Source organism: Variovorax sp. Root473 (assembly GCF_001426505.1).
Taxonomy (GTDB): domain Bacteria; phylum Pseudomonadota; class Gammaproteobacteria; order Burkholderiales; family Burkholderiaceae_C; genus Variovorax.
On record NZ_LMEV01000017.1, the window covers coordinates 825,217 to 848,316 of the forward strand.

General features: G+C 67.5%; 19 protein-coding genes and 3 pseudogenes. 11 read left to right on the plus strand and 11 right to left on the minus strand.

The window, feature by feature from the left end; all coding sequences use genetic code 11:
- Nucleotides 1–29 precede the first annotated feature (29 nt).
- Nucleotides 30–957: pseudogene (locus ASD34_RS17175) on the minus strand (nucleotidyl transferase AbiEii/AbiGii toxin family protein).
- Between the two features lie 301 nt (nucleotides 958–1,258).
- Between ASD34_RS17175 and ASD34_RS27170 the strand changes: the two are divergent.
- Together ASD34_RS27170 and ASD34_RS28495 are read left to right on the plus strand one after the other, a co-directional pair.
- Complete coding sequence (locus ASD34_RS27170; RefSeq protein WP_235510101.1) at nucleotides 1,259–1,564, plus strand: high-potential iron-sulfur protein; 306 nt, start codon at nucleotides 1,259–1,261, stop codon at nucleotides 1,562–1,564.
- 42 nt (nucleotides 1,565–1,606) lie between these two features.
- Nucleotides 1,607–2,373: pseudogene (locus tag ASD34_RS28495) on the plus strand (radical SAM protein); the annotation flags it as partial.
- Here ASD34_RS28495 and ASD34_RS27175 read toward each other — a convergent pair.
- From ASD34_RS27175 to ASD34_RS17220, 9 genes and pseudogenes are all read right to left on the minus strand, one after another.
- Nucleotides 2,319–2,717, minus strand: a pseudogene (locus ASD34_RS27175) (DDE-type integrase/transposase/recombinase); the annotation flags it as partial. The pseudogenes ASD34_RS28495 and ASD34_RS27175 overlap by 55 nt on opposite strands.
- Before the next feature lie 459 nt (nucleotides 2,718–3,176).
- On the minus strand, nucleotides 3,177–4,541 hold the full coding sequence (locus ASD34_RS17185; RefSeq protein ID WP_056579807.1) for an FAD-binding oxidoreductase: 1,365 nt from the start codon (nucleotides 4,539–4,541) through the stop codon (nucleotides 3,177–3,179).
- 8 nt (nucleotides 4,542–4,549) lie between these two features.
- Complete coding sequence (locus tag ASD34_RS17190; RefSeq protein ID WP_056579809.1) at nucleotides 4,550–5,368, minus strand: ABC transporter permease; 819 nt, start codon at nucleotides 5,366–5,368, stop codon at nucleotides 4,550–4,552.
- Complete coding sequence (locus ASD34_RS17195; RefSeq protein WP_056579812.1) at nucleotides 5,365–6,201, minus strand: ABC transporter ATP-binding protein; 837 nt, start codon at nucleotides 6,199–6,201, stop codon at nucleotides 5,365–5,367. Before ASD34_RS17195 ends, ASD34_RS17190 begins: the two co-directional genes overlap by 4 nt.
- 13 nt (nucleotides 6,202–6,214) lie before the next feature.
- Nucleotides 6,215–7,198, minus strand: coding sequence for an ABC transporter substrate-binding protein (locus tag ASD34_RS17200; RefSeq protein WP_056579814.1), 984 nt, complete (start codon nucleotides 7,196–7,198; stop codon nucleotides 6,215–6,217).
- Between the two features lie 66 nt (nucleotides 7,199–7,264).
- Entirely contained in the window at nucleotides 7,265–8,128 is an 864-nt protein-coding gene (locus ASD34_RS17205) for a creatininase family protein (RefSeq protein WP_056579816.1), read from the minus strand.
- Nucleotides 8,129–8,166: 38 nt separating this feature from the next.
- Nucleotides 8,167–9,456, minus strand: a complete 1,290-nt coding sequence (locus ASD34_RS17210) for an amidohydrolase family protein (RefSeq protein WP_056579819.1) — start codon at nucleotides 9,454–9,456, stop codon at nucleotides 8,167–8,169.
- The gene (locus ASD34_RS17215) at nucleotides 9,453–9,758 is read right to left on the minus strand and encodes a hypothetical protein (protein ID WP_056579821.1); all 306 of its coding nucleotides are present in this window, start codon (nucleotides 9,756–9,758) and stop codon (nucleotides 9,453–9,455) included. The genes ASD34_RS17210 and ASD34_RS17215 overlap by 4 nt, the downstream gene beginning before the upstream one ends.
- Before the next feature lie 124 nt (nucleotides 9,759–9,882).
- The gene (locus ASD34_RS17220; protein WP_056579823.1) at nucleotides 9,883–11,895 is read right to left on the minus strand and encodes a helix-turn-helix domain-containing protein; all 2,013 of its coding nucleotides are present in this window, start codon (nucleotides 11,893–11,895) and stop codon (nucleotides 9,883–9,885) included.
- Nucleotides 11,896–12,090: 195 nt separating this feature from the next.
- Between ASD34_RS17220 and ASD34_RS17225 the strand changes: the two genes are divergently transcribed.
- The 9 genes from ASD34_RS17225 (at nucleotide 12,091) to ASD34_RS17265 (ending at nucleotide 21,831) form a co-directional block, all read left to right on the plus strand.
- Entirely contained in the window at nucleotides 12,091–12,882 is a 792-nt protein-coding gene (locus ASD34_RS17225; protein WP_056579825.1) for an SDR family oxidoreductase, read from the plus strand.
- 63 nt (nucleotides 12,883–12,945) lie between these two features.
- Nucleotides 12,946–14,199 carry a branched-chain amino acid ABC transporter substrate-binding protein gene (locus ASD34_RS17230; RefSeq protein ID WP_056579827.1) on the plus strand — a complete coding sequence of 418 codons (1,254 nt, stop codon included), beginning with the start codon at nucleotides 12,946–12,948 and terminating at the stop codon, nucleotides 14,197–14,199.
- A gap of 85 nt (nucleotides 14,200–14,284) precedes the next feature.
- Nucleotides 14,285–15,226: a branched-chain amino acid ABC transporter permease gene (locus ASD34_RS17235; RefSeq protein WP_056579829.1), complete on the plus strand. Its 942-nt coding sequence runs from the start codon at nucleotides 14,285–14,287 to the stop codon at nucleotides 15,224–15,226.
- Between the two features lie 4 nt (nucleotides 15,227–15,230).
- On the plus strand, nucleotides 15,231–16,475 hold the full coding sequence (locus ASD34_RS17240) for a branched-chain amino acid ABC transporter permease (protein ID WP_056579831.1): 1,245 nt from the start codon (nucleotides 15,231–15,233) through the stop codon (nucleotides 16,473–16,475).
- Nucleotides 16,472–17,227 (plus strand): ABC transporter ATP-binding protein, encoded by a 756-nt coding sequence (locus tag ASD34_RS17245; RefSeq protein WP_056579833.1) that lies wholly within the window; start codon nucleotides 16,472–16,474, stop codon nucleotides 17,225–17,227. The genes ASD34_RS17240 and ASD34_RS17245 overlap by 4 nt, the downstream gene beginning before the upstream one ends.
- Nucleotides 17,224–17,946 carry an ABC transporter ATP-binding protein gene (locus tag ASD34_RS17250; protein WP_056579835.1) on the plus strand — a complete coding sequence of 241 codons (723 nt, stop codon included), beginning with the start codon at nucleotides 17,224–17,226 and terminating at the stop codon, nucleotides 17,944–17,946. The genes ASD34_RS17245 and ASD34_RS17250 overlap by 4 nt, the downstream gene beginning before the upstream one ends.
- A 36-nt stretch (nucleotides 17,947–17,982) precedes the next feature.
- Entirely contained in the window at nucleotides 17,983–18,930 is a 948-nt protein-coding gene (locus tag ASD34_RS17255) for a 3-keto-5-aminohexanoate cleavage protein (protein WP_056579837.1), read from the plus strand.
- A gap of 43 nt (nucleotides 18,931–18,973) precedes the next feature.
- The gene (locus tag ASD34_RS17260) at nucleotides 18,974–19,879 is read left to right on the plus strand and encodes an SDR family NAD(P)-dependent oxidoreductase (protein ID WP_056579839.1); all 906 of its coding nucleotides are present in this window, start codon (nucleotides 18,974–18,976) and stop codon (nucleotides 19,877–19,879) included.
- A 170-nt stretch (nucleotides 19,880–20,049) separates the two neighbouring features.
- Nucleotides 20,050–21,831 (plus strand): tannase/feruloyl esterase family alpha/beta hydrolase, encoded by a 1,782-nt coding sequence (locus ASD34_RS17265; protein ID WP_056579841.1) that lies wholly within the window; start codon nucleotides 20,050–20,052, stop codon nucleotides 21,829–21,831.
- An 18-nt stretch (nucleotides 21,832–21,849) separates the two neighbouring features.
- On the opposite strand, the gene ASD34_RS17270 is transcribed toward ASD34_RS17265, so the two are convergent.
- Nucleotides 21,850–23,070, minus strand: coding sequence for an MFS transporter (locus tag ASD34_RS17270; RefSeq protein WP_056579843.1), 1,221 nt, complete (start codon nucleotides 23,068–23,070; stop codon nucleotides 21,850–21,852).
- Nucleotides 23,071–23,100 lie beyond the last annotated feature (30 nt).

Sequence of the window (23,100 nt, forward strand, 5' to 3'; positions counted from 1 at the left end):
CTGAACGAGGCCGACGCAGAATGGGACGCTCAGCACCATTCCTGTGAGGCTGGCTGCCAGGTGGCCGTGGCCTGACTGCCCGCGGCGGCGAGCTGGGTCGGTGGCCACAGCAGGTCGTCCAGCAGCGCCACGATGTCACCCAGGCTCTCGGGCTCCAGCCGGTTTTTGTTCTGGAAGGCTTGCCACTGCCGCAGCTTGACAGTGTCTTCGCTGAACTGCTTGGTCAAGGCCAAGGGGCGCTCGATAGGCAGCGCTGTCTGGCGCCGTGCGAAGGTGGCAGCGATGGCAGCGGCCAGCGTGGCGCCGTACAGCTCCGTGCGGCGGGCAATCACTGCGAGGTCGAAGAAATCCTTCATGCGGCTGTTTGCCCGCCCCAACATCACCATGGCCTGGTACTTCTCGGCGATCACGGTGTAGACCGGATAGACCACGAAGCGTGGCATCCCCGAAGCCCACGTCGATCTGCAGCGCACAGCGTGCGGAGCCGATGCGCGGCGCCAGCGTGATGCGAGTGCCGCCGCAGGTGTTGTCCTCGCGAATGGCATCCGCCTTCACGGAGTCGGGGTCAAACACGATGCCGTCGCCCAGGTGCATGGCGGCGATTTCGCGGAAGGTGTCGATCAGGTTCGCCTCATCGTCGGGGCCGAAACCCAGCAGGTCGGCATCCTTGGTTGGGCGGTGCGGCGTGTCGTACCACAGTGCAAAGAGCAGGGCGCCCTTCAGCAGGAAGCGGGCGGCATGCGGTGATGTGCTGACGCGGGCCAGCAGCCGTTCCATGCCGAAGCGCATCTGGCGGCCGAGCGGGCGCTGCATGATCCGCCGCGGAAGGTCGGCGAACCGCTCGACAGGCTTTCCGTCGAGCGCGAGCAGGGCATCGCCCTGCGCGAGGCCGATGGCTTTCGCCGGGTTACGGGCTCGACGCGGGCCATCAGGGCGCCGGTCTTGGCCGGCATCCATGGACAAAGCTCTACGAGGTGGGGCAGATCGATAGGGCACCTTGGCTACAAGGCGGGTGGTGCGGGATTTGATCCTGCGCAAGTTCGCGTGCAGGCGCTCGTACCAGAATGAACGCAGAAAGATCCATCCGCTCGTTACGAGGGCGTCCTATGAATATCACTCTGAACGGCGCTCTGCAACTCCTGGGGTTCTGCATCGCAACGCTCTTGGCCACGGGTGTCCTCGTGTTGGCGGGCCTGAATGAACGCGACTTTGCACCGGAAAGCCAAGTCTCTATCTCGCACACCACGAAAGAATCACGTTGAAATCCGACCGCAGAACTTTCATGTTCGCCCTTGCCGCATCGGGTGTGGCCTTTACAGCCACCGGTGCGTTCGCACAGACTCGGCTCGATGAAAAAGACCCACGGGCTCTGGCGTTGGGCTACGTGGATGAGACAGCGAAAGCCGACGCCAAGAAATTTCCGAAGCACGACAACGCCCAAGTCTGCAGCGGGTGCGCACTTTGGCAGGCCAAGCCGACGGATGCCTCCGGCAATTGCGCGTTGTTTGCAGGGAAGCCCGTGAGTGCAAGGGGCTGGTGCAGTGCTTGGTCGAAAAAGGGTTAGTGCTGTTCAAGGATGTGGCTTTGCGTCCTCATGAAGCATGCGCTGACCGATTGCGTATCAGCGATAACGAAGCGCTGCAATTTTCGGTGCAGCTATTGCATGCCGAAAGAAAGGCTCGGCAAAAATCATGTCTATCTGTCGCGAGACGCGCTGCTGAGATTTTCGGAGATTGCCCGGTTCGCACGGTTGTTTGCTTCGCATGGCGTTCGCAAGATTCGCCTGACAGGTGGCGAGCCTCTATTGCGCAAAAACATCGAGTCGTTGGTTGAGCGATCACGGTGCTTCGCAGCTTTGGCGGCGTGTCGCTCGAACCCACGCTCCCCACCAACGGCTCGTTGCAGGCACGCAAGGCTGCCGCTCTCAAGGCGGCCGGCCTCCGCTGCGTGATGGGCAGTCTGGACAGCCCGGACGATGCGGTGTTTCGGCGCATGAACGGGATGGATTTTCCGGTGACCGACGTTCTCGCCGGCATCGAGGCCGCGCTGGCCTCGGGGTTAGGGTCGGTCAAGGTCAACATGGTTGTCAAGCGCGGCACCAACAACCAGAAGATCTTGCAGTTAGCGCGTCATTTTCGCGAGCAGTACGGCGGCAGCGTCACGCTGCGATTCATCGAGTACATGGACGTCAGCGCCACCAAGGGTTGGCGAATGCACGAAGTCCCGTCGTCGGCCGAGGTCATCGGCCAGATCGCCGCCGGAGTGGCCGTTCGTGCCATTAGACGCAAGCGCGCCGGGAAGACCGTCCAGCGCCGGGCCTATGCCAGCGGCGGTGGCGAGATCGGTGTCATCAGCAGCGTGACGCAGGCCTTCCGGCGCATCGGGTTGTAGAAACGCTTGATGTAGTCAAACACGTTTGCGCGGGCTTGCTCTCTGGTTCCGTAAATCCTCCTGGCCGTGCGCTCGGTCTTCAATGCACTGAAGAAACTCTCCATCGCGGAGTTGTCCCAGACCTCGCCTGCACGGTCCGTGCTGCAGGTGACGCCGTACTCCTCGAGCAATTGCTGGAAGTGCTCGCTGGTGTATTGGCTGCCCTGGTCCGAGTGAAGCAGCAGTGCGACCGGTCTGCTTCCGCGCCACACGACCAGCATCAGTGCGTCAGCCATCAGTCGCGAAGTCATGCAGCCCTGCGTCGACCAGCCGACGAGGCGATGCGACTCCACAAGTGATGCGTAGGAGCAACGCCAAAGGGCAAGCCTCAGGTGGGGGTACAGATGGGGGTACAAGAATTAAGAAAGAGGAGCTTTCGCCCGCATTCATGCGGCTTACAGGGGATCTTTAGATCGGTTTCACACGACCAATAACAATAATGAAATCAACGGCTTAGGGCTTACCACCCTAAGCCGTTTTTCTTTGCCTGGCCGTTTAGTCAACACTCTAGTCAACGTTTTGCGCTGGATCAGCTGAGTTTGGATGAGCCTGGTACCAGGGCAGGCATCCTTGGCACCAGTGGCGCCAAAAGAAAAGCCACCCGAAGGTGGCTTTATGGGGTTCAAGGCGAGGCCTTCACTCTGGCTTTTTAGGGCCTGGCTTGTAGCCGCGCTTGATCGCCTCCATCGCGGCGCCATGCAGCGCTTTTTGCGCTTAAGAACGTTTGCGCAAGGGGCGCCGCGTGCTCAGCCCGCGGCCTTCACCGGCCAGTCCCGCAGCTTGCCCGGGTTGAGCAGGCCCATCGGATCGAAGCGCTTCTTCACCGCGATCACTTCGGGTGGCAGCGGCCCGCCGGCCTTGCCGTCTTCCACGATGTTCACGTGCGGGTTGTTGATGTGCACATGGCGTGCGCGGTGGATGTCGATGATCTCGTTTAACCGCTCCTCGGTGCTGAAGCGCACGAGCTGCAGCCCGCTGCAGGTCAGCAGGCCCGCCACGTTGCGCAGGAACTCGACGTGCATCATGACCTCGCCGCCCAGCAGCTTTTCCATTTCGATGATCTGCTCGACGTGCTCGCCGGGGATGAAGCCACTTTGCAGGTAGGTCAGCGTCGGATCGATCTTCAGCGCGTGCAGCGTGGTGTGGTTCCAGGTGAATTCCATCAGCGTGCGGTTGCTCTTGTGCACCTCGGCCGCGGTCTTGCGGTAGCCGACCGTGCCGCCGTGCGCTTCTGCCAGCACCAGCATCGCGGGCTCGTTCGACTCGGCCACCAGCGACAGCACGGTGTGGCAGCCCTTGGGCAGGTGCGCGCTCAGTTGTGCGAGATGGTCGGCGATGGGCGCGGCAAAGAAAGTGACGCCGCGCTTGACGATGCCCGGCGCGTTCGCCAGCTTGTCGGCGAAGTTCAGCGCGTGCTCGAAGCTGTCGAAGGTCACCAGCGTTTCGAGCCACGGATGGGCGGGTGCCAGCGCGATCTCCAGTTCCAGCACGAGGCCGTTGGTGCCCCACAGGTGGTGCATGCGCATGGCGTCGGGGCCGCGCAGCTCGACCACCTGCGGCTCGGGCTCGATGGTCATCGCGCGGATGCCGATCACGTTGCCCGGCGCGCTCAGCGGCCCGTAGTTGATCGAGCCCACGCCGCCGAAGCCACCGCCGAAGAGGCCGCCCAAGGTCGCGCTGCGGTAGGTGGACGGCACGCAGCGCAGCTCCTGGCCGGTGGGCCTGGTCTGCTTCTCAAGCTCGCCCAGGCGGATGCCGGCCTGCGCGCGCGCCACGCCGGGCTGCACCCAGAGGCAGGCGTTGTAGCCGGTCATGTCGAGCACGACGCCGCCTGCGAGCGGCGTGGTCTGGCCGTAGTTGCCGGTGCCGCTGCCGCGGATGGTGATGGGCACGCCGCGGCGTGCGCAGGCGCCCACCACGGCGCGGATCTCGTCCTCGGTGCGGGGGCGCACCACCACGTCGGCACGCTTGTCCTTCAGCTGGCGCGTGAGCACCGGGCTGAACCACGAGAAGTCTTGCGACAGGCGCGTGACGCGGCCCTCGTCGGTGATCCAGTCGAGATTGGGCAGTTCGAGCAGCAGTTGCTCGATGGCGGAAGTGGGAGCGTTCATGGTCAAGTTCAATCCTGGGAAAGTTCGCTCGCATGCCACGAGCCCAGCGCCACCTTGGTGAGCCAGGCCATCAGCACGAAGAGCGCGACGCCGGTGAGGGAGATGAGGAGCAGGGCCGCGAACATGCGCGGAATGTTCAGCTGGAAGCCCGCCTGCAGGATCTGGTAGGCCAGCCCCGCACCCGAGCCGCCCGTGCCCGCGACGAACTCCGCCACCACCGCGCCGATCAGCGCCAGGCCGCTGGAGATGCGCAGCCCGCCGAAGAAGTACGGCAGCGCGCTCGGGATGCGCAGGCGCACCAGCTGCTGCCAGCGCGTGGCGCGGTTCAGCTTGAAGTAGCTCTGCAGGTCGGGGTCGATGCTGCGCAGGCCGAGCGTGGTGTTGCTGATGATGGGAAACAGCGCCACCAGCGCCGCGCACACTGTCATGGCTGCCACCGGGTTCTTCACCCAGATGATGATCAGCGGTGCCACGGCCACGATGGGCGTGACCTGCAGCAACACCGCGTATGGAAAGAGTGCGGTCTCGATGCGCTTGCTCTGCACGAAAAGAAACGAGATCAGCACGCCCGCCACCGTCGCCAGCGCGAACGACAGCACCGTGATCTTCAGTGTGACGAGCAGCGCGCTGCCCAGCGGTGCCCAGTCGGTCACCAGCGTCTGCATCATGAGCCAGGGCGAGGGCACGAGGTAGGGCGGCAGCTCCATCGCGACCACCATCCACTGCCACAGCGCCACCAGCACCACGCCGATGAGCACTGGGTAGAGCACGCGCTGCACGCGCGGCTGGCTCAACAGGGGTATCGCAGGTTTCGTCGCTGTCTTCATGGTGCGGCTTCCTCTTCGGTGGCGCTGGCGCGCAGCAGGCTGTCCTGCAACTGCTTCGCGTAGCGCGCGAACCCGGGCGTGACCATGAAGTCGGCCTGGCGCGGATAGGGTTCGTCGATCTGGAACTGCTCGACCACGCGGCCCGGCCGCGCGGCCATCATCACCACGCGGCTCGACAGGAACACCGCCTCGTGGATCGAGTGGGTCACGAAGATCACCGTGAGCTTCTTCTTGCGCCACAGCTCGAGCAGGTCGGCGTCGAGCTTGTGGCGCGTGATCTCGTCGAGCGCGCCGAAGGGCTCGTCCATCAGCAGCAGGTCGGGCTGCGTGACCAGGCCACGCGCAATCGACACGCGCATCTGCATGCCGCCCGACAGCGCACGCGGCAGGGCGTCGGCAAACTTTTCCAGGCCCACCAGCGCGAGCGACTCCGCCACGCGCGCATCGGCTTCCTTGCGCGGCACGCCGGCCAGGTCGAGTGGCAGGCGCACATTGGTCTGCACGCTGGCCCAGGGCATCAACGTGGGCGACTGGAACACGAACGACATCTTTCGCGTGCTGTCATGCAGCTGGCTCACGGGCTTGCGCCACACCAGCAAGCGGCCGTCGCTGGGATCGAGCATCCCCGCCACCATCTTGAGCAGCGTGCTCTTGCCGCAGCCCGAGGGGCCGAGCAGCGTGACGAACTCTCCTTCGCCGATCGACAGGTCCACGGGCAGCAGTGCCTGCGTGCCGTTGGGGTAGGTCTTCTCGGCCGAGAGGATCTCGACGGCGGGCACCGGCGGTGCGAGATCAGCCGGTGGCGCCAGGGTGTGGGGTTCGATGCGGTTCATGGCGCGACGAAGTTCAGGGCAACACCTTGGCGTCCTTCACGAACTCGGTCGTGTAGGTTTTGGTGAGGTCCACCTTGGCCGGGTCGAGCAGCTTGGAGGCGACAAGGAAGTCGTAGCTCGCCTTGGCGCGCGCATCGGTGATCACGCCGATGCCCAGCCTGGCCGCGTCGCCGCCCGTGACCATGCCCATCTCTTTCAGCTTGGCCACGCTGTAGGCGAGCTGGTCGTCGGTCATGTTGGGGTTGTCTTTCTTGATCAGTGCATTGGCCGGTGCCGGGTCGGCCAGGTAGCTCTTCCAGCCTTCGGCCGAAGCCTTCACGAAGGCCGCGACCTGCTTGCTGCGCTCCTTCACCGTCTTGTCCATGCACGACACGGTGACGGCGTACGAGGGATAGCCGTGGTCGCTGAACATCAGCACGGTGCTCTTCACGCCGGCCTTCTGGATCGCGTAGGGCTCGGAGGTCAGGTAGCCCTGCTGCGCGGTGTTCGCGTCGGCCACGAAGGGCTGGATGTTGAAGGTGTAGGGGCGCGTCTGTTCGTCCTTCAGGCCGAACCGGGCCTTGAGCCAGGGCCAGTAGCCGCGGTTGGCCTGGGCGCCGATGAGCAGCGTCTTGCCCTTCAGGTCCTCGAATTTCTTGACGTCATCGTGCGCGATGAGCACCTGCGGATCTTTCTGGAAGAAGGCCGCCACGTTGACCACCGGCACGCCGCCTTCGCGCACCTGCATCATCTGGATATCGCTCGATCCCATGATGCAGTCGGCCTGTCCCGCGGCCATCATCTGCGTGATGTTGACCTGCGGGCCGCCCATCTTGATGGTCACGTCCAGGCCGTGCTTCTTGTAGATGCCCTGTGCCACCGCCTGGTAAAAGCCGCCGTGCTCGGCCTGTGCATACCAGTTGGTCATGTACGTGAACTTGTCCTGGGCCTGCGCCGGTGCGGTAGCGGACAGGGCGAGCGCGGCGGCGCCGGCCAGGGAAAGAGCGAAGGAGCGCATGGTGGGAACCTCTCGAAGGCAGGGTGGAAGAACGGGTTGAAGAAAATGGACTGCTGCGGGCGCGGTTCAGGCGGGCTCGAACGACTGTTGGATGAAGCCCTGCTGGTGGCCGCGCTCCCAGGTGGCTTCCTCGCGCACGAGCCAGCGCAGCGCGTACAGCTCGGTCAGCGCCTGCGCCCAACTGTCAGAGAGCGTGTCCAGGATCGCCAGGCCCTGTTCGCGCGTGGCGCTGGTCGGGTCGCCGATCACGCCGCTGGGGCCGAAGTCGCGCGCGGTCCAGGCGCAGGCCGGGCGGCCGTCGGCCGACAGCAGCTTGATCGGGAAGGGCGGCGGAAAGTTGGCCACCGCGCGCTCCATGTGCACGGTGTCGGGCGCGAGCGCGAGCATCAGCGCGGTCTCTGAATGGCCCGCGTGCATCGCGAGCTTCTTCTCCTGTTCACTGACCTGCCGGCTGGCCGCGCTGGGCAGGCGAGAGACGCCGTGCGGCACGATCACGAAGTCGCCATGGCGCAGGCGCAGTTCGCGCGCCGCCATCTCCAGCACCTGCGGCTGGCCGCCGTGCCCGTTGGCGAACAGCAGCTTGCGAAAGCCCGAGCGGTACACCGACTCGCCGATTTCGATCACGGTCGACAGCAGCGTGGTGCCCGTGAGCGTCATCGTGCCGGGAAAGTGCAGGTGCTCTTCCGACTTGCCGTAGGTGATCGGTGGCAGCGCAAAGGCGCGCACCTCGGCCGGCAGCTTCTCGAGGGCCTTGCCCATCACGCCCGAGGCGATGACGCTGTCGACCGAGCACGGCAGGTGCGGGCCGTGCTGCTCGATCGCGCCGCACGGCAGCACGATGACGGTGTCCTCGCGCTCGGGCAGCGCGGCGATTTCGGTCCAGCTCAGGTAGGGCAGGAAACGGTGGGGCGGGATGTAGCCGTGCAGCATGAAAAGTCCTTGGGGTCGTTCGGTGCGATGAAGGGAGGTCAGGCGATGGCGTGGGCGGCGGTGCGCCACGCGGCAGGCAACTCGCCGCGCGCGACGCGGCCTTCGCGCAGCACCACGCGCGATGCAGTGCGCGAAGGCCAGCCGAAGCGGTCGGCCTCGGTGAAGAGCACGAGGTCGGCCGCCATGCCGACCAGCGTGGGCTGCGCGGGCGCAGGCTCGCGCCGCAGCCAGTCGGCGCGGCACAGCGCCTGCGACCAGGTGTCAAAGGGCTCGTCGAGTTGCGCCACCAGCGCGGCCGTGCCCAGCGCCTCGACAGGGTCGAAGCTGCCCAGGCGGCAGAAGGGGTCTTGCACGTTGTCGCTCGCGAACAGCAGCGGAATGCCGCGCGCCTGCGCTTCCTTGACCAGCGTGAGGCCGCGCTGGCGCGGCGTGCGCCCGGTGACGGCGTCCTGCAGCAGCAGGTTGGTGGCGGGCAGCGACACCACGGTGATCGGGGCACGCGCCACGGCATCCAGCGTGGCAAAGGCCTGTGCCTCGGGCTGGGCCGCCAGCGCGCAGATGTGGCCGCAGACCACGCGGCCTTCGTAGCCGATCTCGCGCAGCAGGCGCGCGGTGGTCTGCAGGCCGACGGCCGCGGCGTTGAGTTCCTCGTCCACGTGCAGGTCGATGTCGAGGTCGCACGACTGCGCCGAAACCAGCAGGTTGCGCAGGGCGTTCTCGCTCCAGTTGGTGGAGTGCACGAAGCCGCCGAGCAGCGCGTGCGGTCCGGTGGCCTTCACCTGTTGCGCCAGGCGCAAGGCCTGCGCCGCGTCTTCGAACAGCGGCAGTTTGATGAGCGCAACCTGCTCCAGCCGCACCCGGCCGGCCCATTCCTGCGCCAGCTCGGCCATGACGGGCCAGGCCATGGGCACCGCGTCGGGCTCCCACCAGTCGACGTGCGTGCGCACATGCGTGGTGCCGCATTCCCAGGCCCACTGCAGGCCACGCGATGCGCGCTCGCGCACGTCGGCAGGCGTCCAGCGCACGCGGTCGGCCAGCATCGCGTCGATGGCGCCGAGCAGGCCGGGCTGCACCTTTTGCATGCGCGGCAGCGTGAATGCCTTGTCCAGGTGCGTGTGCGCGTCGACGAAGGCGGGCAGGGCGAGCGTGCCGGCGAGGTCCCAGCTGTGGGGCGATGGCGCGGCATCGCCGGCGGGGCGCACCGACTGCACGCGCCCGGCGTCGAGCGCGATGTGCGCCAGCACAGGCGCGCCGCTGTGCTGCGGCCAGTCGGCGGGCAGCAGCCATCGCGGCAGCCGCGCGTTGTCGAGCAGCACGGGCGCGTTCATGCGAAGCGCGCCATGAAGCGGGTGAGCTGGCGCTCGGTCGCCACGTTCATGTGGCAGTGGGCGCGGTAGCCCTCGGCCCCCTGAAGCCGCTCGACATACGGCTGGAGCGGCGGCTGGTGGGTCGACACGTCGTGGCAGCCGAGGCGCTTCTTGCGCGAGAGCACGGGGTTGAAGCCCCCGGCGTGCAGGTCGCGGTCTCCCGCCTCGTGCCTGGCGGCGCGCAGGTTCTTCGGCACTGCCTGGCGCAGGGCCGCATGGAAGCCGGTTTCGACCGGGGGGCAGTGGACGACGAGCACGCGCATGTTGTGTTTGACCGCTTAATCAGAGCAAGTGGTCAGGTTATGCAAGCGGCGTGCCAATCCGGATGCACCGGACTGGTGATTTCTCTTGGATGGCGCGATCAGGGCCCGGCAGGGCCGGCCGGGGTCAGCTTTCGAGCGCCGGCGCCTCGCCCGCCATGCCAAGGCTCCAGAGTCTCAGCGCCACATGGATCTCCAGCGCCCGGCTCGCGTTGCCCCAATGCCCCAGCAGTTCCTCCACGCTCGCGAGGCGCTGCCGCACCGTATTGACGTGGATGCCCATGCGCGCCGCGGTCGTCTTCGCGTTCTGGTTGTTGTCGAAATAGGCCAGCAGCGTGGCCGTCAGGTCCGAGCCGCGCTTCCTGTCGTGGCTCATCACGGCGCCGATGGCTGCGTTCAAGAAGGTGTTCAGGCTCGCCTGGTCGTGCGTCTCGAAGAGCACCGAGTACAGCGCCATCTCGTTCTGCCCGACGATGTGGCCGCGCATGCCCAGGCGGCCCAGCACCGCGAGCGCGCGCCGCAGCGTCGCGTAAAGGGCCGGCATCTCGGCGGGCGTTCTCACCGGCCTCGACAGCACGCCCCGGTAGGCATCGCCGAGTTCGCGGCTGGCGAATGCGGTGAACTGCGCCAGGACATCCTGTGCCTTCGTCGCCCCACACACGATGGCTAGCGCGCCGTCGACTTCATCCATCACCAGATCAGAAAGAGGTGCGCCGGTCCTGAGGCGCCGTGCCCAGAAACCCGGCCGCGGCTGCTCCATCGCGACCACCATCAGCGAGATCGGCTGCGAGAGATCGAGGCCGAAGCGCTCGGCGCGGTCCTGCGTCAGGGCGGGCTCGTCCTGCCGGGGCGAGATGAGCGTGTGCAGCAGCGCAGAGACATCGCGGCTCTTGCTCGCTTCCACGCGCTCCTGCGACAGCAGCACGACGCCGATGACGCTCGCGCTTCGCTCGAAGGTGCGCACCGAGATGTCGCGCAGGTCCTCGTGCCGAAAGAGCAGCACCGCGCCGAGCACGTCGTTGCCGCCGATCACCGCGATCGCGCGGCACAGCTCGCCATCGCGTGTGTAGGCGACGGCCGAGCGGCCGGCCTGGCGGCTCTCGCGCAGCGCCTGCGCCAGCGCTGCGCTGTGTTCGTCGTGCGGCGCATAGGCATCGCTCGCCGTGCCGACGTAGCCCTGTGCAGTGGCCCGGGCAGTCACTTCGCTGGCTTCGTCGAGCACCAGCACGCTGCCGTTCAGAAGCTGCGCGACCGACTCGCACAGCGCACCGAGCGACGCGCCCTTCGCAAGCAGCAAGGTGAGTTGCTCGTGCGCCTCGGACGCCTCCTGCACATCGCGCGCATGCCGCTCCAGTTCCGCACGCGCGAGGTCTGCGTTCTCCAGCGCCGTCTTCGCTTCTGCAAAAGCCTTGGCGTTGTTGATGGCGACCGCGGCGTGCGTGGCGAGCGTGCAGAGGATCGACACGTTCAGCGCCGTGTGCGTGCGGTGGTAGCGGTCGGCCACGAAGAGCAGGCCGATCACGTTGTCGTCGCACATCAGCGGTGCGCCGACCAGCGCGGCGACGCCTTCGTCGCGGAAGGTGTCGTCCAGCGCCGGGTCATGCGCGAAGCGGTTGTCGTGCAGGTAGTCGGGCGTGAAGAAGGGCAGGCGCGTGGACATCACGATGCCTGCGACGCCCAGGTTCCTGCCGGCGGTCATCTTGCCGGTGCGGTCGGAGATGGCGCCGTCGGCCACGACCACCTGGAACTCGCCGCTCGCCGTGTCGTAGATCGTGAGCCAGCACAGGTGCGCGCCCATCAGCTTGCGCGCGCGGCTCACGATGGCCTTGAGCAGGCCTTTGAGATCGAGGCGGCTCGACAGGTCCTGCGCCGATTCGATGACCGCGAGCATGCCGCGTTCGCGCTGCTCGTGAAGCTCGAGCCGGTTGCGCAGGGCCATGGCCATGCGCACCAATTCCACCAACCCGGGCTTGCGCTGCAGTGCATCGGGCAGCGACTCGACATGCGCGAGGCAGGCCGCGAACTCCTCTGCGGATGCGTTCCGGTGCAGGAGGCCGATGAGGTCGGGTGCGATCTCGTCGCCTGTCTGGCCCAGCGACGGGCCGTTCGTTCGCTTTCGTTCTTGGGGCGGTGCCGGCATAGGGCGCGAAGGCTAGCAGAACGATGCGCGCATGGGCATGGGCCCAAGCCCTAGTCCACGCGGGTGCGCACCGCGTGCGCCATGGATCACATCGCACGGGCTTCGGATGTGTGTTTGCCGCACATAGGTTTTGGCAGGGGGCTTGCGGACACTTGCCGTGCCGAACCGTTCACACGAGACATCACCACACATCCCATGAGCATCATCGATTCACTGCGGCCCGCGCCCGGCTTGCGCGTGCTGGTCACCGCGGGCGGCTCGGGCATCGGCGCGGCCGTTGCCCGCGCCTTTCGCGAAGCCGGCGCGCGCGTGCATGTGTGCGACATCGATCGCGGCGCCCTCGACCGTTTGGCCATCGAGGCACCGGAGATCACCTCGAGCATGGCGGACGCGTCGGTGCCCGACGACGTCGACCTCGTCTTCGACGACGTGCAGGGCGCGCTCGGCGGGCTGGACGTGCTGGTCAGCAACGTCGGCATCGCGGGGCCGACCGGCGCGATCCAGGACCTGAACCGCGGCGACTGGGAGCGGACGGTGTCGGTGAACCTCAACAGCCAGTTCTATTTCGCCCAGCGCGCGGTGCCCCTGCTCAAGCAGTCCACGCAAAGCCCGTGCCTCATCGCCATGAGCTCGGTCGCGGGGCGCCTGGGCTATGCCTTCCGCACGCCGTATGCCGCGACCAAGTGGGCCATCGTCGGGCTCATGAAATCGCTGGCGATCGAACTCGGTCCGCACGGCGTGCGCGTCAATGCGATCCTTCCGGGCACGGTGGAAGGCGAGCGCATGAACAGCGTGATCGGTGCGCGCGCGGCGACCGCGGGCGTGTCGGTGGAGGCGATGCGCGCGCAGTACCTGCAGAAGATCTCGCTGCGCCGCATGGTCACGCTGGACGACGTGGCGGCCATGGCGCTCTTTCTTTCTTCGCCCGCGGCACGCAACCTGACCGGCCAGGCGATCAGCGTCGACGGGAACATGGAATACCTCTGAGCCCTCGGCAGCGGCCGCTGCATCCCCTTTCGATTTCCTTTCATAAAAAGCATGGAGACATCAATGCACAAGTTCAACGCACTCGCCTTCGCTCTCGTTCCCGCGGTGGGCCTTCTTTGCGGCGCCGCATCGACCGCATCCGCCGCGCCGGTCAAGATCGGCGTGCTCGAAACGCTCTCGGGTCCGCAGGCCTCGTCGGGGCAGGCCTACCGCGCCGCCGTGCGTTACGCCATCGACCAGATCAACGCCGCGGGCGGCTGGAACGGCGAGCCCGTTCAACTGCTGGAATACGACAACCAGGGCGGCCCCGCGGGTGCGGCCGACAAGCTCAAGGCAGCCGCCGCCGACGGCGTGCAGCTGATCGTGCAGGGCGCCTCGTCGGCCATCGGCGGGCAGATCACCGAGGACGTGCGCAAGTACAACCTGCGCAACCCCGGCAAGGAGATGGTCTACCTCAACGTCGGCGCCGAAGCGCTGGAGCTCACCGGCGAGAAGTGCAACTTCCATCACTTCCGCTTCGGCGGCGATCCGCAGGTGCGCACCAAGGCGCTCGTGAGCGCGATGAAGCAGGCCAACGCGCTGGGCACCAAGGTCTACTCGATCAACCAGAACTACTCCTGGGGCCAGGACATGGAGAAGGCCATCGCCGACAACGCGGCGGCGGGCGGCTACCAGGTCGTCGAGAAGACGCTGCACGACGTCAACAAGGTGCAGGACTTCGCGCCCTACGTCGCGAAGATCGCCGCGTCGAAGGCCGACTCGGTGCTCACCGGCAACTGGTCCAACGACCTGCTGCTGCTGATGAAGGCCTCGAAGTCGGCGGGCCTGAAGGCGCGCTTCGGCACGGTCTACCTCGACCAGCCGGGCAACCTCGCCAATGCCGGAGACCTGGCCGTCGGGCACTTCGTCGTGCAGACCTTCAACCCCGAGGCCGGCGGCGCCGAGGGCGAGCGCTTCGTCAACGACTACAAGGCCAAGACCGGCCACGTGCCGGTGTTCATCGAGCCGCAAACTGTCTTCGGCATGGCCATGGTGGCCGATGCATTGAAGCGCACCGGGCCCGAAGGCGGTGCGCTCAACGTCAACGCATTCGCGAAGGCGCTGGAGGCCACCACCATCAAGACACCGATGGGCGACATGAGCATGCGCGCCGCCGACCACCAGGCGCAGCTGCCGATGGTGGTGTCCACCGTCACCAAGGATGCGAAGTTCAAGGTCGACGACACCGACATGGGCTTCAAGCCCGTCAAGCGCTTCACCGCACAGGAAGCGTCGACGCCCGCGCAGGCCAGCTGCGCCATGAAGCGGCCCCGCTGAGCCCGCGCATTCCCTGAACTTTCACCAGGCCGGCGGGGCGAAGGCGCCTCGGCCGGCGCAGCTTCGGCTGCCCCCGAGAAAACCTATGGACCAGATCATCGTTTCCCTCATGAACGGCGTCATCTACGGCTTGCTGCTGTTCATGGTGTCCGCCGGGCTCACGCTCATCTTCGGAATGATGGGCGTGCTCAATTTCGCTCACGCCTCGTTCTACATGCTCGGGGCGTACTTCGCGTACACGCTGCAGGGCGCGATCGGCTTCTGGCTCGCACTGGTCGTCTCGCCGGTGCTCGTGGGGCTGGTGGGCGTGGTGGTCGAGCGCTTCTTCCTTCGGCGGGTGCACCACCACGGGCATGCACATGAGCTGCTGCTGACCTTCGGCCTCTCGTTCATCGTGGCCGAGTCGATCAAGCTCTTCTTCGGCAACTTCCCGGTCGACTACCGGATTCCCGCCGCGCTCGATGTGTCGGCCTTCAGCGTCGGCGGCGCGCAGTACCCGGTGTACCGCCTCCTGATGGGCGGCGTCGCCATCGCGATGTTCGTGGTCATCTACCTGCTGCTGACGCGCACGCGCGTGGGCATCGTGGTGCGCTCGGCCATCTACAAGCCGCGCATGGCCGAGGCGCTGGGCCACAACGTACCGCTGGTCTTCATGGGCGTCTTCGGCGTGGGCGCGGCCCTCGCGGGCCTGGCGGGCGCCGTGGCCGGCGCGTTCTACACCACCAACCCGAACATGGCGCTCGAGCTGGGCGTGATGGTGTTCGTGGTGGTCGTGGTCGGCGGGCTGGGCTCGCTCGGCGGGGCGATGCTGGCCTCGTTGCTGATCGGCGTGGTCACCTCGCTGGCCGTCGGCGTGGACCGGAGCCTGGTTGACCTGTTCGCGCTCTTCGGCGCGGGCGAGTGGGCTGCGAGCGTCGGCGGGCTGATGACGCTGAAGATCTCCAGCCTGTCCGCGACCATTCCGTTCGCGCTGATGCTGCTGATCCTGCTCGTGCGGCCCAGTGGCCTCATGGGCGAGAAGGTGTGACGCGATGAAAACGGCGCTTCTCCTCGTCCTCGCGGGCATCGCGGCGCTCGCCGCGCTGCCGTTCCTGCTGTCGCAGGGGCTGCTGAACGCGGCCATCCAGATGCTCATCGCCGCGCTGTTCGCGAGCGCCTACAACCTGCTGTGCGGCCAGGCCGGCATGCTGTCGTTCGGGCATGCGGCCTACTTCGGCGTGGGCGCGTTCGGCACCGTGCATGCGATGAACGCCATCGGCGGCGCGGGGCTCCTGCCCACGCCCCTGATGCCGCTCGCGGGCGCCGCCTGCGGCCTTGTCTTCGGCGGCATCGCCGGCTGGTTCGCGACCCAGCGCACCGGCACCTACTTCGCAATGATCACGCTCGCCATCGCCGAGCTGGTGCACTCGCTCGCGCCGCACCTCAAGGGACTCTTCGGCGGCGAGGCCGGCGTGTCCACCATGCGCATGCCGGCATGGGGCCTGGATTTCGGATCGACCACGCAGGTGTACTACCTCACGCTCGCCTGGGTGCTGCTGTCGGTGTTGCTGCTGTACCTGTTCACGCGCACGCCCATGGGCCGGCTCGCCTACGGCCTGCGCGAGAACAGCCACCGGCTGCGCTTCCTCGGCTACAACGTGCACGGCCTGGGCATGGGGGTGTTCGCGATCTCGGCGATGTTCTCGGGCATCGCGGGCGGACTGCAGGTGGTGTCCAACGAATCGGCGAACTACGTGGTGTTCGATCCGGCGCTCTCGGCCGCGGTCGTGCTCAACACCTACATCGGCGGCGTGAAGGTGTTCCTCGGTCCCGCGTTCGGCGCGGCGCTCATGACCTTCTTCGGCTACGCCGTGTCGGACCTCACGCAGTCGTGGCTGCTCTACCAGGGCATCCTGTTCGTGCTCGTGATGATGTTCATGCCCTCGGGACTTGCGGGCCTCATCGGCACGGCGAGCCAGCTGCGCCAACGCATCGGCATCGCGCGCCTGATGCCGCTGGTGCTGTTGCCGGTCGCCGCCGCAGTGCTGCTGAGCATGGGCGGCGCGTTCGCGGTCGAGATGCTGCAGCGCATCTTCTCGCAGGACTACCGGGCGATGGCCAAGCTCGCCGCGGGCGGCGCGTGGCCGCCGGTCACGCTGCTCGCGCGCGCCTGGTCGCCCACGGCGGTGGCGACGTGGGCCGTGCCGGTGGTGCTCATCGGCGCGGGCGCCTTGCTCGCATGGGTCGGGCAGCGGCAACTCAAGCAAGCCACCGAGTGCGCGGGAGGTGTCGCATGAGCGATCCGATCCTCAGCATCCGGGGGCTGCGCAAGTCTTTCGGCCCGACGGAAATCATGCGCGGCGTGGACCTCGACCTGCTCGGTACCGAAAGGCATGCGCTCATCGGCCCGAACGGCGCGGGCAAGTCCACGCTCTTCCATCTCATCTCGGGGCACCTCGCGCCAGGCGCGGGCACGGTCCATTTCGACGGCCACGCCATCGGCGGTCGCACGCCGCAGGCGATCAATCGGCTGGGCCTGGCGCGCTCGTTCCAGATCACCAACATCTTTCCAAGACTCACCGTGTTCGAGAACATCCGCCTCGCCGTGATGCGCCCGCACGGGCTCGCCTACACGTTCTGGAAATTCATCGACAGCGACCGGCGCGTCCGCGAAGAAACGTACCGGTTGCTGGAACTGGTGCGGCTGAAAAGCCGCGCAGGCGCCATCGCCGGCGAGATGGCGTACTCCGAGCAGCGCTCGCTCGAGATCGCGATGACGCTCGCCTCCGACCCGAAGGTGATCCTGCTGGACGAACCGATGGCGGGCATGTCCAACGAGGAGACGCACTACACCGCCGAACTGATTCTCGAAGTGACCAAGGGGCGTGCGCTGATGCTCGTGGAGCACGACATGGACGTGGTGTTCTCGCTCAGCGACCGCATCAGCGTGCTGGTCTACGGCCAGGTGATCGCGACCGGCACGCCCGACGAGATCCGCGCCAACGCGAGCGTGAAGGAAGCCTACCTGGGCGAGGAGGTGGCCGCATGAGCGCCGCGACCGAAACCCTGCTGCACGTCGAAGACCTGCACGCCCACTACGGCAAGAGCCACATCCTGCACGGCGTGAACCTGCAGGTCGCGCGCAACGAGGTTGTGAGCCTGCTCGGCCGCAATGGCTCAGGCCGCTCGACCACGATGAAGGCGGTCATGGGGCTGGTCACGCCAACCTCGGGCCATATCCGGCTGCAAGGCCGCGAACTCGCGGGCGCCAGGCCCTACGCCATCTGCCGCGCCGGCATCGGCTACGTGCCCGAGGAGCGCGAGGTGTTCGCCAACCTCACGGTCGACGAGAACCTGCGCATGGGCGAGCAGACGCCCGTGCCCGGCGCGCACCGCTGGCGCATCGAGGAAATGTTCGATTACTTCCCGCGCCTCAAGGAGCGCCGCAACACCAAGGCGGGCAGCATGTCCGGTGGCGAGCAGCAGATGCTCACGATGTGCCGCTCGCTGCTGGGCAATCCGCTGGTGCTGCTGATCGACGAGCCCACTGAGGGCCTCGCGCCCAAGATCGTTGCGCAGGTGGCCGAATGCATCCGCGACATGCACCGCAAGGGCGTCTCGGTCGTGCTCGTCGAGCAGAAGCTGGCCATTGCGCTGAAGGTCTCCACGCGCGTGTGCGTGATGGGGCACGGGCGCATCGTCTTCGAGGGCACGCCGCAGGAACTGGCCGCCAACGAGAAGCTCGTGGCCGAGTGGCTTGCGGTCTGACTTTTTTCTCCTTTCATTCACCGCTGCGAATCCGACATGGCAACGACAACTCACCAAGACAAGGTCATCATTTCCTGCGCGGTCACGGGCTCGGTCCACACGCCGACGATGTCCGAGCACCTGGCGCTCACGCCCGACCAGATCGCCGAGCAATCGATCGAGGCCGCGCAGGCCGGCGCCGCCATCCTGCACCTGCACGCGCGCGACCCGAAAGACGGCCGGCCCTCGGCCGACCCGAAGATCTTCGACGCCTTCGTGCCGCGCATCCGCGATGCCACCGACGCGGTCATCAACATCACCACCGGCGGCAGCACGCGCATGACGCTCGAGGAGCGCCTGGCCTACCCGCTGCAGGCCAGGCCCGAGATGTGCTCGCTGAACATGGGCTCGATGAACTTCTCGATCCACCCGGCCGCGCGGCGCGTCGCCGAGTGGAAGCACGAGTGGGAGAAGCCGTATGTCGAAGGCATGGAGGACCTGATCTTTCGCAACACCTTCCGCGACATCAAGCACATCCTGAAGGTGCTGGGCGAAGACTGCGGCACGCGCTTCGAGTTCGAGTGCTATGACGTGGGCCACCTCTACAACCTCGCGCATTTCGTGGACGAAGGGTTGATCAAGGGGCCGCTCTTCATCCAGAGCATCTACGGCATTCTGGGCGGCCTCGGGCCGGACCCGGAAAACCTCGTGGTGATGCGCACCACCGCCGACCGCCTCTTCGGCCGCAACGGCTACCGCTTCTCGATCCTCGGCGCGGGCCGCCACCAGATGCCGCTCCTGACCATGGGCGCGGTGATGGGCGGCAACGTGCGCGTGGGCCTGGAAGACAGCCTCTACTTGGCCAGGGGCCAGCTCGCGAAGTCGTGCGCCGAACAGGTGCGCAAGATCCGTCGGATCCTGGAAGAACTCTCGCTCGAGATCGCCACGCCCGACGAGGCGCGCGCCATGCTGGGCCTGAAGGGCCGCGATGCGGTCGCGTTCTGAACGCCCGGGCCAAACAAGCCATTCATATCCATCAGGAGTAGCAATGAAGAAGTTCTTGGACGGCCGCGTGGCCATCGTCACGGGGGCCGGCAGCGGCCTGGGCAGAGCGCATGCGATGGCGCTCGCCCGGCATGGCGCGCGCGTCGTGGTCAACGACGTGGCGGGCCGGCACGAAGGCTCGCCGGGGCGGGCGGTGGCCGACGAGATCGTGCGAGCTGGCGGCCTGGCCATCGCGGACGGCGGCGACGTCACCGATTTCGCGCAGATGGAGCAGATGGCCGCGCGCGCCATCGGCGAATGGGGCCGCATCGACATCCTCGTGAACAACGCGGGCGTGCTGCGCGACAAGACCTTCTCGAAGATGTCGCTCGACGATTTCCGGCGCGTGATGGACGTGCACCTGATGGGCACCGTCCACTGCGTGAAGGCGGTGTGGGAGCACATGCGCGAGCGCAGGTACGGGCGCATCGTGATGACGACGTCTTCGTCGGGCCTGTACGGCAACTTCGGGCAGTCGAACTACAGCGCCGCGAAGATGGCGCTCGTGGGCCTCATGCAGACGCTCGCGCTCGAAGGCGCGAAGCAGGACATCCGCGTGAACTGCCTCGCGCCCACGGCCGCGACGGCCATGACCGAGGGCGTGCTGCCGCCCGAGGCGCTGGCTCGGCTCGCGCCGGCCAACGTGAGCCCGGGGCTCGTCGCGCTGGTGGGCGAGGACGCGCCGACGCGCACCATCCTGCTGGCGGGTGCCGGCAGCTTCGAGAGCGCGAACATCACGATGACACAGGGCATCTTCATCGGCGACGCGCAAGACCCGGTGGCGCAGGTCCGCTCGCGCATGGAGGAGATCCTGGACCGCCAGGACGAGCGCGTGCCCGGCACCGGCTTCGAGCAGTACCAGCTGGAGCTTTCCAAGGCCGGCATCGAGATGGCGCTGCCTGGCGCGTAACCGCGAACTGAGGGCGCGGCGAGGGTTTTCACGGCATGGGGGCACCACATCGGATGCGCCCCGCCGATGTCGGGTTCGCACATTGGATTCGGGAGCGGCCCGCGCGAGACTTTGCCGGGCCTCGAAAGAAGGCCGCACAAGCAACTCACAAAGACATCGGAGACAGACCCATGAAATCCAGCAACAGAGACCTGGCCCTGGTGGCCGCAGCCTGCCTCGCAGCGACGGCCATGCTCGCCGGCTGCGGTGGCGGCGGCAGTGGCGGCGGCGGCTTCCCGTTCGTGACCCTGCCCCCGGCCGCGCCACCGCCCGCATCGCCGCCCCCGGCCTCTTCGCCGCCGCCTTCGCAACCCGTGGCGCTTACCTGCGACCAGTTGCAGGGCATGACCGTCCCCGCATCGGCCATCGGCCTGCCTACCTCCGGCGCCACCGTCACCTCCGTCAAGACCGTGGCCGCGAGCGGCAGCGGTGCAGCCGCCGTGCCCGAGTACTGCGAGGTCGCGGGCAAGATCGCGCCGGTCGATGCGGCCGCGCCGAACATCCTGTTCCAGCTGGCATTGCCCACGCGCTGGAACCAGAAGGTCGTCATGTTCGGCGGCGGCGGGTTCAACGGCACGATCCCGAACGTCAAGGGGAATGTGCCCAACGGGCCCGTCGACCAGCCCACGCCGCTGGGCCGCGGCTACGCCACCTTCGCGAGCGACTCGGGCCACCAGGCCAACGCACTCGGTTCGCAGGACGGCTCCTTCGGCCTGAACGACGAGGCCGTGCGCAACTTCGGCGGCGACGTGCTCAAGAAGGTGCACGACGTGGCGCTCTCATTGGTGAAGGCGCGCTACGCCGCCAGCCCGTTGAAGGCGTATTTCGCCGGCGGCTCGACCGGCGGGCGCGAAGCACTGACGGCCATCCAGCGCTGGCCGGCCGACTGGGATGGTGCGATCGCCTGGTACCCCGCGTGGAACGATGCGTCGGCGCTGCTGGCCGGGCACCGCATGAGCCGCGCGCTCGCACAACCGGGTGCCTACCCCAACGTGCCCAAGCGCGAGGTGCTCTACAAGGCCGCGATGGAGGCATGCGATGCGCTCGACGGCGCCACCGACGGCCTCATCAGCAACCAGAACCTCTGCAACGCGCGCTTCGATCCATCGACGGCTACGCTGGCCGGCGTTCCCGTGCGCTGCCCGGGCGGTGGCGACACCGGCAACACCTGCCTGTCGGATGCGCAGATCGCGGCACTGAAGACCATCGACACGCCGACCAACTTCAACTACCTGCTCGCGAGCGGGGAGACGCAGTACCCGGGCTACAACGTGTGGGGCGCCGACCTGGGCATCACCACCTGGCCCTCACCGCTGGAGCCGGTGGTGACCTTCCTCGCGCTCGGCACCTCGCAGCCGGGGCGGCCGATGCCGGCGAGCGCGCCCTACATCAGCGTGCTCACCGATCAGTGGATCAAGTATTCGGTGACGCGCGATCCGCTCTATGACTCGCTCTCGCTCGATCCGGAAAACGCCGGTCCGTGGGCCAACCGCATCAGCGCGCTGAGCACGCAACTGGACGTCAGCACCGACATCTCCGCGTTCAAGGCGCGCGGCGGCAAGCTGCTGCTCGCCCACGGGCTGGCCGACGTGCTGGTGAGCACGCGGGCCACCGAGCAGTATTACCAGCGCCTGCAATCGCGGCTGGGGCTTGCGCAGGTCGATTCCTTCGTCCGCTACTACGAGGTCGCGGGCCTCGGTCATGCAGTGAGCAGCGTCTTCAATGCGACGTGGGATTCGCTCACCGCCCTGGAACAGTGGGCCGAGAAGGGCGTCGCCCCCTCCGGGCAGGTGACGACCGACACGGCGGGCGTGCCCGGGCGCACCCGGCCGCTGTGCGACTACCCGAAGTGGCCGCAGTACAAGGGGTCCGGCGACGTGAGCCTCGCGGCCTCCTTCCGCTGCGCCGACTGAGCATCGGCGCGGGCCGGCTCAGGCGTTGCGAGGCGCGGGCAGCAGCCGCACGGCCAGGGCCGCGGCCGCCGTGCCCGTCGCCAGCGCCGTCACGCCGGCCCAGCCCCATTGCGCCAGGCAGAGGGCGCCCAGTGCCGAGCCCGCCGCCATGCCGATGAACATGCCGGTGAACAGCACCGCGTTGAGGCGGCTGCGCGCGCCGGGCTCGATGCCGTAGACGATGGTCTGGTGCGCGATCAGCGTGGCCTGCAGGCCGAGGTCGAAACCGACGGCCGCCAGCGCCAGCAGCCAGAGCTGCCCATGCGGCGTCATCAGCGGCGCGAGGCCCATCGCGGCGAACGACACCACGGCCAGCCCGGCGCCCAGGCGCGTCACCAGCTGCGGGCCGCGCCGGTCGGCCAGGCGCCCGGCCAGCGGCGCCGCGAGCGCACCCGCCGCGCCGGCCAGCCCGAAGGCGCCGGCCGCGGCACTGCCGAGGTGGAACGGCGCGCCGTGCAGCATCACCGCCAGCGTCGACCAGAACGCGCTGAAGCCCACCGCGAGCAGCGCCTGCGCCAACGCGGCGCGGCGCAGCGCGCCATGGCGTGACCACAGCGTGCCCAGCGAACCAAGCAGTGCGCCGTAGGCCAGGTGCGTGGTCGGCCGGAAACGCGGCAGTCCGCGCCAGGCGGCCGCGCCGATGAGTGCGATGCTGGCCGCGGCCGCGATGAACATCGCACGCCAGCCGAAGTGCTCGGCGACGAAGCCGCTCACCACGCGTGACAGCAGGATGCCCAGCAGCAGGCCCGTCATCACCGTGCCGACCGTCTTGCCGCGTGTGGCGTCGGGCGCCAGCGTTGCGGCGGCGGGCACGATGTCCTGCGCCATCGTGGCAGCCAGCCCGATCGCCAGGCTGGCCGCAAGCAGCACGCCGATCGACGGCGCGGCGCCGGCCACCAGCAGCGCAGCGCACAGCGCCGCCGCCTTGATCAACACGATGCGGCGGCGATCGAAGCGGTCGCCCAGCGGCGCCAGCAGCAGGATGCCCAGCGCGTAGCCCAGCAGCGTGAGCGTGGGAATGAGGCCCACGGCGCGGGCGGAGGCGCCGATGTCGGCGCCCAGCACGCCGAGCATCGGCTGCACGTAGTAGAGCGACGCCACCGACAGGCCCGCGCCGGTGGCCAGCAGCAGCACCAAGGAGGCCGGCAGGTCGCGGCTCTGCACGGTGGTCGCTGCATGCGCAATTTGAATGGAAGACATGGCGTTAACCCTTGAATATCGAAGCGAGCT

Bases quoted from the DNA above. Each gene is read 5' to 3' on its own strand.
- ASD34_RS17200 (WP_056579814.1), bottom strand. From the start codon at position 7,198: ATGCGCTCCTTCGCTCTTTCCCTGGCCGGCGCCGCCGCGCTCGCCCTG.
- ASD34_RS17260 (WP_056579839.1), top strand. From the start codon at position 18,974: ATGAAGAAGTTCTTGGACGGCCGCGTGGCCATCGTCACGGGGGCCGGC.
- ASD34_RS17205 (WP_056579816.1), bottom strand. From the start codon at position 8,128: ATGCTGCACGGCTACATCCCGCCCCACCGTTTCCTGCCCTACCTGAGC.
- ASD34_RS17220 (WP_056579823.1), bottom strand. From the start codon at position 11,895: ATGCCGGCACCGCCCCAAGAACGAAAGCGAACGAACGGCCCGTCGCTG.
- ASD34_RS17235 (WP_056579829.1), top strand. From the start codon at position 14,285: ATGGACCAGATCATCGTTTCCCTCATGAACGGCGTCATCTACGGCTTG.
- ASD34_RS17240 (WP_056579831.1), top strand. From the start codon at position 15,231: ATGAAAACGGCGCTTCTCCTCGTCCTCGCGGGCATCGCGGCGCTCGCC.
- ASD34_RS17250 (WP_056579835.1), top strand. From the start codon at position 17,224: ATGAGCGCCGCGACCGAAACCCTGCTGCACGTCGAAGACCTGCACGCC.
- ASD34_RS17190 (WP_056579809.1), bottom strand. From the start codon at position 5,368: ATGAAGACAGCGACGAAACCTGCGATACCCCTGTTGAGCCAGCCGCGC.
- ASD34_RS17230 (WP_056579827.1), top strand. From the start codon at position 12,946: ATGCACAAGTTCAACGCACTCGCCTTCGCTCTCGTTCCCGCGGTGGGC.
- ASD34_RS17195 (WP_056579812.1), bottom strand. From the start codon at position 6,201: ATGAACCGCATCGAACCCCACACCCTGGCGCCACCGGCTGATCTCGCA.
- ASD34_RS17225 (WP_056579825.1), top strand. From the start codon at position 12,091: ATGAGCATCATCGATTCACTGCGGCCCGCGCCCGGCTTGCGCGTGCTG.
- ASD34_RS17270 (WP_056579843.1), bottom strand. From the start codon at position 23,070: ATGTCTTCCATTCAAATTGCGCATGCAGCGACCACCGTGCAGAGCCGC.
- ASD34_RS17245 (WP_056579833.1), top strand. From the start codon at position 16,472: ATGAGCGATCCGATCCTCAGCATCCGGGGGCTGCGCAAGTCTTTCGGC.
- ASD34_RS17210 (WP_056579819.1), bottom strand. From the start codon at position 9,456: ATGAACGCGCCCGTGCTGCTCGACAACGCGCGGCTGCCGCGATGGCTG.
- ASD34_RS17185 (WP_056579807.1), bottom strand. From the start codon at position 4,541: ATGAACGCTCCCACTTCCGCCATCGAGCAACTGCTGCTCGAACTGCCC.
- ASD34_RS17255 (WP_056579837.1), top strand. From the start codon at position 17,983: ATGGCAACGACAACTCACCAAGACAAGGTCATCATTTCCTGCGCGGTC.
- ASD34_RS17265 (WP_056579841.1), top strand. From the start codon at position 20,050: ATGAAATCCAGCAACAGAGACCTGGCCCTGGTGGCCGCAGCCTGCCTC.
- ASD34_RS17215 (WP_056579821.1), bottom strand. From the start codon at position 9,758: ATGCGCGTGCTCGTCGTCCACTGCCCCCCGGTCGAAACCGGCTTCCAT.